13 protein-coding genes are annotated in these 13,048 nt (G+C 65.9%); 11 read left to right on the top strand and 2 right to left on the bottom strand.

The genetic code is table 11. The annotated features are described in order from the left end of the window. The 3 genes from DB30_RS32010 to DB30_RS32000 all read left to right on the top strand — a co-directional run. A partial coding sequence (locus DB30_RS32010; protein WP_146661538.1) for an RHS repeat protein occupies positions 1-2,028 on the top strand: 2,028 nt, incomplete at its 5' end. A 340-nt stretch (positions 2,029-2,368) separates the two neighbouring features. After that, complete coding sequence (locus DB30_RS32005; RefSeq protein ID WP_052556194.1) at positions 2,369-2,638, top strand: hypothetical protein; 270 nt, start codon at positions 2,369-2,371, stop codon at positions 2,636-2,638. A gap of 265 nt (positions 2,639-2,903) precedes the next feature. Next, positions 2,904-3,179, top strand: coding sequence for a hypothetical protein (locus DB30_RS32000; RefSeq protein ID WP_052556190.1), 276 nt, complete (start codon positions 2,904-2,906; stop codon positions 3,177-3,179). Between the two features lie 16 nt (positions 3,180-3,195). Here DB30_RS32000 and DB30_RS31995 read toward each other — a convergent pair whose 3' ends face one another. Then, positions 3,196-4,224, bottom strand: a complete 1,029-nt coding sequence (locus DB30_RS31995; RefSeq protein WP_052556188.1) for a threonine ammonia-lyase — start codon at positions 4,222-4,224, stop codon at positions 3,196-3,198. Positions 4,225-4,465: 241 nt separating this feature from the next. Between DB30_RS31995 and DB30_RS31990 the strand changes: the two genes are divergently transcribed. The 8 genes from DB30_RS31990 (at position 4,466) to nqrM (ending at position 12,070) form a co-directional block, all read left to right on the top strand. Further along, on the top strand, positions 4,466-5,851 hold the full coding sequence (locus DB30_RS31990; RefSeq protein WP_052556185.1) for a Na(+)-translocating NADH-quinone reductase subunit A: 1,386 nt from the start codon (positions 4,466-4,468) through the stop codon (positions 5,849-5,851). Positions 5,852-5,857: 6 nt separating this feature from the next. Further along, positions 5,858-7,126 (top strand): NADH:ubiquinone reductase (Na(+)-transporting) subunit B, encoded by a 1,269-nt coding sequence (locus DB30_RS31985; protein WP_052556183.1) that lies wholly within the window; start codon positions 5,858-5,860, stop codon positions 7,124-7,126. Beyond that, complete coding sequence (locus tag DB30_RS31980) at positions 7,126-7,980, top strand: Na(+)-translocating NADH-quinone reductase subunit C (RefSeq protein ID WP_052556181.1); 855 nt, start codon at positions 7,126-7,128, stop codon at positions 7,978-7,980. Before DB30_RS31985 ends, DB30_RS31980 begins: the two co-directional genes overlap by 1 nt. Beyond that, positions 7,980-8,603, top strand: a complete 624-nt coding sequence (locus DB30_RS31975; RefSeq protein ID WP_052556178.1) for an NADH:ubiquinone reductase (Na(+)-transporting) subunit D — start codon at positions 7,980-7,982, stop codon at positions 8,601-8,603. The genes DB30_RS31980 and DB30_RS31975 overlap by 1 nt, the downstream gene beginning before the upstream one ends. A gap of 3 nt (positions 8,604-8,606) precedes the next feature. Next, positions 8,607-9,206 carry an NADH:ubiquinone reductase (Na(+)-transporting) subunit E gene (nqrE, locus tag DB30_RS31970; protein ID WP_052556175.1) on the top strand — a complete coding sequence of 200 codons (600 nt, stop codon included), beginning with the start codon at positions 8,607-8,609 and terminating at the stop codon, positions 9,204-9,206. 81 nt (positions 9,207-9,287) lie between these two features. Beyond that, positions 9,288-10,520 (top strand): NADH:ubiquinone reductase (Na(+)-transporting) subunit F, encoded by a 1,233-nt coding sequence (nqrF, locus tag DB30_RS31965; RefSeq protein ID WP_052556174.1) that lies wholly within the window; start codon positions 9,288-9,290, stop codon positions 10,518-10,520. A gap of 125 nt (positions 10,521-10,645) precedes the next feature. Continuing rightward, positions 10,646-11,770, top strand: a complete 1,125-nt coding sequence (locus DB30_RS31960) for an FAD:protein FMN transferase (protein ID WP_052556172.1) — start codon at positions 10,646-10,648, stop codon at positions 11,768-11,770. Positions 11,771-11,830: 60 nt separating this feature from the next. Further along, on the top strand, positions 11,831-12,070 hold the full coding sequence (gene nqrM, locus DB30_RS31955; protein ID WP_052556169.1) for a (Na+)-NQR maturation NqrM: 240 nt from the start codon (positions 11,831-11,833) through the stop codon (positions 12,068-12,070). A 383-nt stretch (positions 12,071-12,453) separates the two neighbouring features. Here nqrM and DB30_RS31950 read toward each other — a convergent pair whose 3' ends face one another. Continuing rightward, positions 12,454-12,765 carry a S24/S26 family peptidase gene (locus DB30_RS31950; protein ID WP_052556166.1) on the bottom strand — a complete coding sequence of 104 codons (312 nt, stop codon included), beginning with the start codon at positions 12,763-12,765 and terminating at the stop codon, positions 12,454-12,456. Between the last annotated feature and the right edge of the window lie 283 nt (positions 12,766-13,048).

Genomic DNA, 13,048 nt, shown 5'->3' with positions numbered 1-13,048 from the left:
AGCGGTACACGGCTGACGTTTGGCCTCGATCAACTTGGACGTCGCGTTGGCGTGAGCGTGATCCCGGGGCCGGGCGTGAACGCGGACACCAGCTTCGAGCGCTTCGCGTTCGACGGCCGGTCGCTGCTGGTCGGCGCGAGCGACGACGACAGCCAGATCTCGTGGCGCCACGACTCCCTGGGCGCGGCGCTGCTCGAGACGCAGACCGCGACGGGCGGACCCGCGCGAGCGATCACCTATGCGCGCGACGGGCTCGGCAACGCGACCGCGACGACGTATCCGGGCGGTCGCGTGATCGAGCGCAGCTTTGACGGCCTGCGTCGGACTCGGACGATCAGCGAGGGCGGGGCCCCGCTGGTTCAGCTCGACTATCTCGGCCCGAGCGTGGCGCGGCGGACCTACTTCCAGCCCGACACCACGTCCGAGTACACCTACGACCTCGCGCGGCGGATGATCGCCAGCGAGCACGTCGCGCTTGGCGGCGCGGTGATCGACAGCCGCACCTACAACTTCGACGAGGCCGACAACAAGCAGTCCGAGCACAGCCTGGGGAGCGCCCAGGTCAGCGGAGCTCGCTCGATGACCCACGACTCGCTCGGTCGCATGGTCGCCAGCGAGGTCGCCGGCAGCGTCGCCACGGATCGAACGGTCGACTACGAGCTCGACCACGCCGGCAATCGGGTGAGCGTTAGCGGAGGCACCTGCGCCGGGAGCTATGCCCTGGAGGCGGGGCTCAATCAATACACACAGACACCCTGTGAAGCCTGGACACACGACGCGGCCGGGAACCTCTCACAGACCAGCGCAAGCACCAACGCCGGGGCTGACCGCGAGCTGGAGTACGACCACCGCGGGCGCCTCGTCGCTGTCGTGACCGACGCGGTCGCGGTTCGCTTCGGCTATGACGCCCTCGGTCGCAAGATTCGAGCAACATCGCTGAGCGACGGCGCGACCAACACCGCGCACTACGTCTACGACGACTGGAACGTGATCGAGGAATACGACAACGACGACGCGAGCCCCAGCGCCACTTACCTCTACGGCAACGGCCTCGACCATCGCTTGCAGATGATCCGCGGTGAGTCGTGGTGGTACTACGACGACGAGAGCGGCTCGACGACCGCGCTGGTCCACAAGCCCACCGTTGGGTCCTTGTGGATCGAGCGCTACGCCTACCAGGACTTCGGTGAACCCAGCTTTTTCTGGGCCGGCGCCCCAGTGCCGGACTCGTACAGCGGCAACCCCTATCTGTTCGCCGGTCGGCGGTGGCTCGCGGCGCTCGGGCTCTACGATCTGCGCACGCGTCACCTCGACCCGATCTCCGGCCGCTTCATCAGCCGCGACAGCCTGGGGAGCTGGGCCGACGAGGAGAACCTGGGCAACGGCTACACCTACGTCACCAATGCGCCCGGCAGCGCCACGGATCCGACTGGTGAGGCGAAGAAGCCGAAGATCAAGAACTGCCACGCGGGCGCCAGGGCCAACATCGAGGACTGGCTCGACGAAGCCGAGCGCCAAGGGCGGCTGTCGCGGGACTGGTTCAACGGACAGGCAGGTCGCAAGCGCAAGCGACGAAAGTCTGACTGGAACAACTACAAGAACGATGGCCGCGAGTGGTGGGGGAAGTACAACGACACCCGGTTTCACCGGATCAAGTGGAACTTCCGCAAGATCGTGCGGCGCTGCTCGAAGAACGTGATCACCTTCAAGTGCCGCAGCACCGGCGAGATCTGTGGATTCACATATTCGTCAGCATGGACGCTCTCATCCTGGCATTCATGGATTCGTGTATGCAAAAACAACAAGCGCGGAATGTTCCGTCGAAACGGAGATCGCAAGTTTGACCGAGCGACGAGCGGAGGGAAAATCGCGCATGAAATCTCCCACAACATCAACGCGATCGGCGACAAGAAACTCAATGGTCACAAGGCAAGGACCGACGACGAGGTTCGAGCCCTGGCGTCCAGGAAGCCGACCCGCGCAAGCTGGAACGGCTTCAACTATCAGCAATTCGCTGTGTCTCGATGACGGAGGAACATGCAAACGCCCGACCACAGCAGCCATGGCTGCTCCAGATGACGATCTCAACGACAACTGCCCCATGTTCGGCACGACGCCGGGCAACACTGTTAATCAGCGCGTTCATCACGATGGTTGTGATATACAGCACGCCCGTGCACGGGGCTTCGTCGTGTGGGTTCGGCGAACTCCTCGACCTCGTCGACCCAGTCGTTACGGTACTCGATGGTCCTGGTGATGCTATCCAAGAGCAAGAACGCTGGTCGAACCTGGCTTCTCCCTACATCGAAGGTATGCAGGAGCTACATTTCGAGGGGCAAAAATTCGAACTCGAGAGGACGGAATAGTGATGACCGATCGATTTGCAGCCTGGCTGAGCACGATCCTGTTGTTGATCGGCCTTGGCCAGGTCACGGGCTGCCGATTCAACTGTGGCGAACTCGAGCCGGTAAAGTCGGGCGAATACATGATTCTAAACCTCTACGGCCAGCTCAACCCGGACTTCGCGGACCTCGTCGGCGCCCAACTCATCGTCGATCGTGACACTGAGACATCTGTAATTCGCTACACCCGCGACGGTACCACCTACGAAGTCCGCCACTCGCTGACGGAGCTATGACCTCGATGCGGGACATCCACCCGCCCGGCTGCCGAACGTGGTCAGGGTTGACCTCGGCGAACGGCGTCGAGCGGGCGCTGAGGCGGGTGTTCGGGATCACGTTGGCCGAGTCCGCCGCGCTCGCCGAAAGCATCGATCGAGCAGGGAAGTACATCTGGACCGGTGTCGTGGCGAGCACCGCTGTGGCGTGTTGTGGCGCTCGCCCTCCGGATGCGGGGGCCGCAGCAGGAGCGATCGGAGCGGACGCGCTGGAGGAGTACTGCGATTGAACGACGACCCGAATGACGCACGCCTGGTCTCGCCCGGTCGCACGCTGTTTCCCCTGCAACAGCGCGAGTGGGGCAGGGTAAAGAAGATCGTGTTCGGTTGGACCTTCGCGGTCGTCTTCGTCGTGGTCTGGCTCGAGCTGCGCCCACTGGTCGCGGGCTTGGTCGCGGCCGGGCTCACGTTGGTTCTGAACGTCGCCATCGAAGCCGCACTTCGGCGTCGGGCCCGAGCCGGCAAGAACCCTTCCCAGGAAACTCAGGGGCAGGAGGGCTGATGCGGTTCCCAGCCGCTCACAGCCCAAGCAGCGCCGCGAAGCTGGCCTCATCAATATTACTGCCGCACACGACCACACCAACCTTCGCGTTGACGAGTCGCGCACGCAGCGGCCCAAGCAGCGCAGCCGTAGCCGCGGCTCCGGCCGGCTCAACCGCGAGCTTCGCGTCCCGAAACAGCAGCCGCATCGCGTCGCGCAGCTGATCATCATCGACGAGGACCAACTCGTCCACGTTGGCGCGGCACAGCTCGAAGCTATACGGCTTCGCATACGGAGCGCCCAGGCTGTCGGCGATCGTGCGCACGGCGTCGATCGAAGCGGGCGCCCCCGCGGCGAAGCTGCGGTGCATGCTGTCGGCCCCGATCGGCTCGACCCCGAACACCTCGCAGTTGGGCGCGGCGAGCTTCACGGCTGCGGCCACACCCGCGCACAGACCCCCACCGCCGATCGGCACGATCACCGCGTCGAGATCGGTCCCGGCCGCGCGGGCCTGCTCGATCAGCTCGAGCCCGACCCCCGCGGTGCCGAGCGCGGTCAGCGGGCCCTCGAAGGGGTGCACGAAGGTCCGACCTTCGTCCGCGGCGATCTGCTCGACCCGGCGAAACCCGGCGTGGACGTCCTCGACCAGCACGACCTCGGCGCCGTAGCGGCGGCAGCCCTCGATCCGGCCGGGGTTGGCGTTGTTGGGCATCACGACCTTCGCGGTGGTCCCGAGCACCTGCGCGGCGTACCCGACCGCCATCGCGTGGTTGCCCGCGCTGATCGCCGTGACGCCGCGGGCGAGCGCGTCTGCGTCGAGCGTCCGCATGACCGTGAGCGCGCCGCGAGGCTTGAAGCTGCCCGCGCGCTGCAGCAGCTCGAGCTTGAGCCAGACCGGGGTGTCGGTTTCCCGCCGCGACGAGAGGGTGGGGCTGCGCCAGGCCCACAGCGGGGTCTCGACGATCCACGCCTCGATCGAGGCGCGGGCCGCTCGAATCGCCTCGAGCGAGGTCGGCCCGGTCCACGCAGACGTCTCGAGCGGTGCAGGGGACGTCTGCGGCGACATCGGGCCTTGGCGGTTCACGCGATCGACTATCGCAGATCCGCGAGCCACCCACATCGGTGAGCTAGCTCAATGTGCAGGGGGCTGCACGTTGGCTAGCGTTCGATGCGCCCGATGAGGCGCCCGACCGCGATGAGCTAGCCAAGATCGAGCATCGAAATTAGACACGAGCGAAGCGCTTCCGTTGTCGGGATGGAGCGGGTACAAAGCGGCCGCCTGCGGACCGATCCGCAGCCGTTCAGACATGGCCGTACACACGATCAAAAAGGGCCTGGACCTGCCGATCAACGGCGCGCCCGAGCAGAAGGTCGCCGCCGCGCCCAAGCCCACCCACGTGGCGATCCTCGCCGCCGACTATCCGGGCATGAAGCCGCGGATGCACGTCAAGGTTGGCGAGGCCGTCAAGCGCGGGCAGCTGCTGTTCGAGGACCGCAAGAGCGAGGGCGTTCGCTTCACCGCACCCGGTGCCGGCATCGTCAGCGCGATCAACCGTGGCGAGTTTCGCTCGCTGCAGTCGGTCGTGATCGAGCTCAGCGCCAGCGAGCGTGAAGGCACGCCCAAGCCCGAAGAACTGCAGTCTTTCGCCAGCTACGAGAAGGGCACCAAGACCGACAAGCTCACGCGCGATCAAGTCGTCGCGCTGCTGCAAGAGTCGGGCATGTGGACGGCGATCCGAGCCCGGCCGTTTGGTCGCGTGCCGCCGCCCAGCTCCGACGCGCCGCACTCGGTGTTCGTGACCGCTTCGGACACCAACCCGCACGCGCCCGATGTAGAGAAGGTGCTCGCCGGTCGCGAGAAAGACTTCGAGGCCGGCCTCGCCGTGGTCGCCAAGCTGACCACCGGCAAGGTCTTCGTTTGCAAGGGCGCCGGGACCAAGATCCCGACCGGCAAGATCTCCAACGTTCAGCTCGAAGAATTTCACGGGCCACACCCCGCGGGCACCGTCGGCTTTCACATCCACACCCTGGATCCGGTCAGCCGCAAGAAGACCGTGTGGCACCTCGGCTACCAGGACGTGGTCCTGATCGGCCGGCTGTTCAGCACGGGCAGCTTGGACGTCGAGCGGGTCGTGAGCCTGGCCGGCCCGACCGTGCGCGCGCCCAAGCTGCTGACCACGCGGCTCGGCGCGTTCATCGACCAGCTCGTCGAAGGCGCGCTCACCAACGTCGAGAACCGGGTCATCTCCGGCTCGGTGCTGACCGGCCGCACCGCAATGGGCGAGGTCCACGGCTACCTCGGTCGCTACCACCTGCAGGTCAGCGCGCTGCGCGAAGGTCGTGAGCGCGAGCTGCTAGGTTGGGTCAAGCCCGGCTTCGACCAGTACTCGACCTCGGGCGCGTTCGCCTCGGCGCTGACCCCCGGCAAGACCTTCGACTTCACCACCGCGCTCAACGGGTCGCATCGGTACATGGTGCCGATCGGCATGTTCGAACGGGTGTTCCCATTCGACATCCTCCCCACCTTCTTGTTGCGAGCGATCCTCGTCAACGACGTCGGTCGCGCCGAAGAGCTCGGCGTGCTCGAGCTCGACGAAGAGGACGTCGCCCTCTGCACCTTCGTGTGCCCCGGCAAGCAGGACTACGGTCCTGTCTTGCGGGCGAACCTCGAAACCATCTGGAAGGAAGGCTGATCGCCGATGGACTTCCTGCGCCAACAACTCGACAAGGTCTCGCACCTCTTTGAAAAGGGCGGCAAGTACGAAGCCCTATATCCGGCCTACGAGGCCGCAGACACGATCCTCTACACGCCCGGGTCGGTGACCAAAGCCGCCTCCCACGTGCGGGATCACCTCGACCAAAAGCGCATGATGATCACGGTCGTCATCGCGCTGCTGCCGATCTGTCTGTTCGCCTGCTGGAACACCGGCTACCAGGCCGCGCTCGCAATCGGGCAGGGCGCCGCGCCGCTCGGCAACTGGCAGAGCTGGGTGTTCGAGGCGCTGGGTCTCGACTACAGCGTCAGCAACCCGTTCGCGTGCGGGTTCTTGGGCTTCCTCTACTTCTTCCCGGTCTGGCTGACGGTCGGCCTGGTCGGCGGCCACATCGAGCTCATCTTCTCGATCATTCGCCGCCACGAGGTCACAGAGGGCTTCCTCGTCACCTGGTTCTTGTTTGCGCTCACGCTGCCGCCCACCATTCCGCTGTGGATGGTCGCGGTCGGCATCGCGTTTGGCGTGATCCTGGGCAAAGAGGTGTTCGGCGGGGTCGGCATGAACGTCATGAACCCCGCGCTCGTCTCGCGGGCGTTCTTGTTCTTCGCGTATCCGGCCGCGATGTCGGGTGACGCCGTGTGGGTCGCCGCCGAGAACACCGACGTGTTCACCGGGGCGACCTGGCTGGCCGTCGCCGCTGACGCGAACCAGGGCATGGCCGCGCTCGAGGCCAACTCGGATCTGTGGATGAACTCGTTCATCGGCGTGGTCCCGGGCTCGATGGGCGAGACCTCCGCGCTCTTGTGCATCGTTGGCGCCGTGATCCTGGTCGTGACCAAGATCGGCTCGTGGCGGACCATGGCCGGCGTGATCGGCGGGACCGTGCTGATGGCGCTGGGCCTCAACGCGATCGGCTCCGACACCAACCCGATGTTCGCCATGGGCCCCGAGTGGCACATGGTGCTCGGCGGGTGGGCGTTCGGCATGGTGTTCATGGCCACCGACCCGGTCTCGTCGGCCTTCACCGACATCGGCAAGCTGGTCTACGGCTTCTTCATCGGCGTGTTCGTGGTCCTGGTCCGGGTCGTCAACCCTGGCTACCCAGAGGGCATGATGCTGGCGATCTTGTTCATGAACATGTTCGCTCCCCTGATCGACCACGTCGTGGTCCAGGCCAACGTCAAGCGCCGCAACGCGCGCTATGACGCCGGGCTACCCGCCGCAGCTGGGGCAGCCGGGAAGGAGGCGCACTAATGGCCACGTCCAAGAAAGACTCTCCCGGGTACATCGCTGGGTTCGCGATCGGCGTGTGCCTGGTGTGCTCGCTCGGGGTCTCGGGCGCCGCGATCTTCCTCAAGGATCGCCAAACAGAGAACGCCACGGTCGATCGCCAAAAGAAGGTGCTCGACGTCGCGGGGCTGCTCCGGCCCGGCCAGAATCTGCCCAACGCAGAGATTCAGGGCCTGTTCGAGCAGCGCCTGGTCCCGCAGCTCATCGACCTGAAGACCGGTGATCCAATCGCCGAGGTCGATGGCGTCGGCCCCGTCGAGTACGACCCGATGAAGGCTGCCCAAGCGGCCGGGCTCGCGGCCCCGCCCAACGAGGCCAAGGTCCGGTTCCTGCCCACCGTGGGCAAGGTCTACTACCTCGTCGACGACAAGCGGGCGGTCAAGAAGATCATCATCCCGGTCGAGGGCTACGGCCTGTGGGGCTTCTTGTTCGGCTACCTGGCCATGGAGGCCGACGGCAGCACGATCTCGGGCATCACCTACTACAAGCACGCCGAGACCCCTGGGCTTGGCGGCGAGGTCGACAACCCGGTCTGGAAGGGCTCGTGGAAGGGCAAGAAGGCGTTCGCCGAGGGCAGCGACGAGGTTGCGATCGCCGTCGTCAAGAACGCCAGCGGCGAGCACCAGGTCGACGCGCTGTCCGGCGCCACGATCACCAGCCGCGGCGTGACCAACATGATGGAGTTCTGGCTCGGTGAGAACGGCTTCGGTCCGTTCCTCGCCAAGGTCCGCGAACAGGGCCCGCCCGAGATTCTCGGCGGCGCCGCGGCCCCCACTGATCCCAATCCTGGCCAACCAGCCAACCCCGAGGGCACCTAATGGCGAAAAAAGCTAAGGAAGTCCTGCTCGATCCGCTGTTGAACACCAACCCGATCGCCGTTCAGGTGCTCGGCGTGTGTTCGGCGCTGGCGGTGACCAGCAAGCTCGAGACGGCGATCGTGATGTCGATCGCGCTGACCGTCGTGGTCGCGCTCTCCAACTTCTCGATCAGCCTGATCCGCGACCGCATCCCGTCCAGCATCCGCATCATCGTGCAGCTGACGATCATCGCCTCGCTGGTGATCATCACCGACCAGGTGCTCAAGGCCTTCGTCTACGACGTCGCCGCGCAGATGTCGGTCTACGTCGGGCTGATCATCACGAACTGCATCGTGATGGGCCGCGCCGAGGCCTACGCGATGCAGAACGAGCCGTGGCCAAGCTTCATCGACGGGGTCGGCAACGGGCTGGGCTACAGCCTGATCCTGATCTCGGTCGGCTTCGTCCGCGAGCTGTTCGGCGCCGGCAAGGTGCTTGGCATCACGGTCATGCCGCTGGTCACCGACGGTGGCTGGTACACCCCCAACGGCCTCATGGTCCTGGCCCCCGCCGCGTTCTTCTTGATCGCCGTGGCGATCTGGATCATGCGCACCATCAACCCCACGCTCGTCGAGGAGAAGTAAGCCATGGAGCACTATCTAAGTCTCCTGACCAAGTCCGTGTTCATCGAGAACATGGCCCTGGCCTACTTTTTGGGCATGTGCTCGTTCCTGGCGGTCTCGCAGAAGGTGAAGACCTCCGCCGGGCTTGGGCTCGCCGTGGTGTTCGTGCTGGCGGTGACCTGTCCGCTCAACTCCGCGATCTATCACGGCCTGCTGAAGGAAGACTCGTACTTCCTCAATGGCGTGGATCTGTCGTTCCTCAACTTTCTGACCTTCATTGGAACGATCGCTGCGGTCGTGCAGATCGTCGAGATGACGCTCGAGAAGCACGCGCCTGGCCTGTACGCGGCGCTTGGCGTGTTCTTGCCCTTGATCGCGGTCAACTGCGCGATCTTGGGGGCCAGCTTGTTCATGGTCGACCGCGACTATCACGTCGTCGACTCGGCCGTGTTTGGGTTTGGCTCGGGGGTTGGGTTCGCGCTGGCGATCATCGCGCTGGCCGCGATCCGCGAGAAGATGCACTACTCCGACGTCCCCGCGGGCCTGCGTGGCCTCGGCATCACCTTCATCGTCACCGGGCTCATGGCCATCGGGTTCATGATGTTCGGCGGCATCTCGCTGTAGGGGAGGACGCTCAAGATGCTCACAGCTCTATCAGCAGTTCAACTCGTGCTCGAGGCGCCCGCAGCCGCTGCGGCCGCGCCCATGTCCGACGCCATGATGGTCGCGCTCTCGACCGGCATGTTCGTTGGCGTGGTCCTCGCGCTGGTCGTCGTGATCGTGTTTGCCCGCAGCAAGCTGGTCAACACGGCCGACGTCACGATCATGGTCAACGACGACGCGAGCAAGGCCCTCAAGGTCCCGGCTGGCTCGACCTTGCTCAACACCCTGGCCGCCAACAAGATCTTCATCCCGTCCGCCTGCGGCGGCATGGGCTCGTGCGGGGTCTGCAAGGTCCACGTCCACTCGGGCGGCGGCGCCGTGCTCCCGACCGAGGTCGGCTGGCTCAGCCGCGGCGAGATGCGCGACGGCTGTCGGCTCTCGTGTCAGGTCAAGGTCAAGGAGGACATGAAGATCGAGGTCGAGCCCGAGATCTTCAGCGTCCGCAAGTGGGAGTGCAAGGTCCGCAGCAACCACAACGTAGCGACCTTCATCAAGGAGCTGATCCTCGAGTTGCCCGAGGGCGAAGAGGTCCCGTTCCGCGCGGGTGGCTACATCCAGATCGAGTGCCCGCCGCACACCGTCCACTACAAGGACTTCATCATCGAAGAGAAATTCCGCGGCGACTGGGACAAGTACGACCAGTGGCGCTTCACTTCGAAGGTCGAAGAGGACGTCGTTCGCGCCTACTCGATGGCCAACTACCCGGAGGAGAAGGGCATCATCATGCTCAACGTGCGCATCGCGTCGCCTCCGCCGCGCCAGCCCGATGTGCCGCCGGGCCAGATGTCGTCGTACATCTTTAGCCTCAAGCCGGGCGACAAGGTCACGATCTCGGGCCCCTACGGCGAGTTCTTCGCCCGCGACACCGACGCAGAGATGGTGTTCATCGGCGGCGGCGCCGGCATGGCACCCATGCGCTCGCACATCTTCGATCTGTTCAAGCGGATCGAGACCAAGCGCAAGGTCAGCTTCTGGTACGGCGCGCGCTCGATGACAGAGGCCTTCTACATCGATCACTTCGATGGGATCGCCGCCGAGTACCCCAACTTCACGTGGACGCTGGCGCTCTCGGATCCGCTCCCCGAGGACAACTGGACGGGCCCCAAGGGCTTCATCCACCAGGTCTGTTACAACATGTACCTCAAGGACCACCCGGCCCCCGAGGACTGCGAATTCTACATCTGTGGGCCACCCATGATGAACGCGGCCGTGATCAAGATGGCGTTGGAGCTCGGCGTCGAGCCCGAGAACGTCATGTTCGACGACTTCGGCTAGCCGCGTGCGCCGGCCTTTGGTCGGTCAAGCCAGCGAAGACCCTGACCCAATCATCCGTGATTGCGTCGGGGTCTCGCTTTTACGGGTCGACGTGATTGGCCCGTCGTCCGTCTGAGTGATAGTCCGTGGACGTGGGAGAGCAGCAGACCAAGTCGGGGCGGAGCCTGACCTCCGTCGTGCTGATCGGGCTGCTGGGGCTGGGCGGCATGGTCTACCTGCTGTGGCCCAGGCAGCCGGCTGTCGAGCGCAGCGCGATCAGTGAGGCCGGGTCGGCGTGGGAGCTACGCGCCGACAAGGCGGTGCTGAGCGGCCCCACGATGGGGACCCGCTTCAACGTCGTGATCGCGGGTGACTCGCTGCGGCTCGACGCGCTCGAGCCTCTGCAGGCGCAGATCGACGCGGAGCTCGTGGCGGTCAACGCCGAGATGTCGACCTACCTCGCCGACTCGGAGCTCAGCCGCTTCAACGCCACGGACGCCAGCGAGCCGATCCACGCGAGCGCGCACCTGCTCGAGGTCGTGGGCCTCGCCAAGCAGGTCAACCACCAAAGCGGCGGGGCGTTCGACGTGACGGTCGGGCCGCTGGTCGACGCCTGGGGGTTTGGGCCCGATCCGGGCACGCGGACCGAGCTGAACGACGCCCAGATCGCCACGCTGCGCGAGCGGGTGGGGGACGCCAAGCTCGAGCTCGACGCCAACGCGAAGACCCTGCGCAAGACCGTTGACGGGCTCCACGTCGACCTGTCCGCGATCGCCAAGGGCCACGGCTGCGATCGGGTCGCGGCGCGGGTCGACGCCGCCGGCTACGCAAACTACATGATCGAGGTTGGCGGCGAGGTCCGCGTGCGCGGCTCCAACCCCGAGGGCGATCCGTGGCGGGTGGGGATCGAGCGGCCAACGGCGGACGCGGCCGGCTCGCGGGCGGTCCAGGCGATCCTCAGGATCCGCGACGCAGCGGTTGCGACCAGCGGCGACTACCGCAACTACTGGGAGCGCGACGGCGTCCGCTACTCCCACACGATCGACCCCCGCACGGGCCGGCCGATCGCCCACCGTCTGGCCAGCGTCACCGTCGTGCACCCGGAGTCGGCCGCGCTCGCGGACGCCTGGGCGACCGCGCTCAACGTACTTGGCCCCGAGCAGGGCCTGGCGCTGGCCGAGCAGCTGGGGCTGGCGGCCTACTTCTTGGTCCGCACCGACGCAGGCTTCGAGGTCCGCACCAGCTCCGCGTACGCGGCGTACCTGCCGTGAGCTGGCCCGAACGGGCGGGTTTGTGGCGAGGAATTTTCGCCGTACACTCGCCGAAGCGCCATGCAGATCATCCTCTTGACCGTTGGCATTGTGGCCGCGCTCATGGCCGGCATGGCCGTCGGCGTGATCTTCTCGAACAAGCCGCTGCGTGGTTCGTGCGGCGGTGTCGGGGGCGCTGGCAGCTGCGCGTGTGAAGAGGCCGGGACCCCGAACGCTTGCAAGATCGAGCCGGGGGTCTCCGCCGCGACCCCGATCGAGTTCAAGGCCCCGGGCGAGCTGATGAGCCTGCGCAAGGGCTAGCAGCCCTTCGCGGCGGAGGGCCCGAGCGAAGCTGGGGTCATCCGGCCCGCACGGAGGAGCGAAGCTCCGAGTACGGGCGCACCGGGAAGGGCGTGAAGAGCAGCAGCCCTTCGCGGCGGAGGGCCCGAGCGAAGCTGGGGTCATCCGGCCCGCACGGAGGAGCGAAGCTCCGAGTACGGGCGCACCGGGAAGGGCGTGAAGAGCAGCAGCCCTTCGCGGCGGAGGGCCCGAGCGAAGCTGGGGTCATCCGGCCCGCACGGAGGAGCGAAGCTCCGAGTACGGGCGCACCGGGAAGGGCGTGAAGACTAGCAGCCCTTCGCGGCGGTCATGGTGTCGACCGCAGGATCTCGGCGCCCGAGCAGCCAGGTGTTCGAGTACGAGGCTCATTCGTCTGACACCGCCACGACCACGCCATAGATCGCCGCGCGGGCAACCCACCCGTTGAGCCCGCCGCGATTGTTGCCGATCAAGAACCGCTGTTTCGGGCCGTGCCCGCGGATCGCCTTCACCAGGTGGATGTAGACGTTGCCCTTGCAGCGGCACAGCACCGCGTCGTCGATCTGCGGCTCAGGGGTTGGATCGAGGGTCACGAGCTGCCCGCTCTCGATGCGGCCACGCATCGAGCCACCGTGGGGGCGGCATTGGGCGAGCTCGCCCGCCTCGAGCGCCTGGATCGCCCGATTGGCCCAACCCATCGTCAGGCCCCCCTCGCCAGCGACGGCGCGAGCTCGCGCTGAGAGTCGGCCGCGGGTCGTTCTGCGGCCTGACCGATCTGTAGTCGCTTGATATCAATGTTGTTCGTCATGTCGCTTTTATACCTGGTTCGTTTGGTAGTGCCGCGAGCCGCTAAATCGCGCGCGCCAGGCCGTCAACAAACGCCTCAAACAAATACAGGACGCGCTCTCGATCGACGTGCGCTGTGTCGATCGAGAGCGCGTCGAGCCTCGCTCAGGGAGGGCTCGGAGCATGCGTGGCCGC

Origin of the sequence: Enhygromyxa salina (assembly GCF_000737335.2) — a bacterium.
In the GTDB taxonomy this organism is placed as follows: Bacteria; Myxococcota_A; Polyangia; order Nannocystales; family Nannocystaceae; genus Plesiocystis; species Plesiocystis salina_C.
This window is presented reverse-complemented; position numbering and strand designations above follow the sequence as displayed.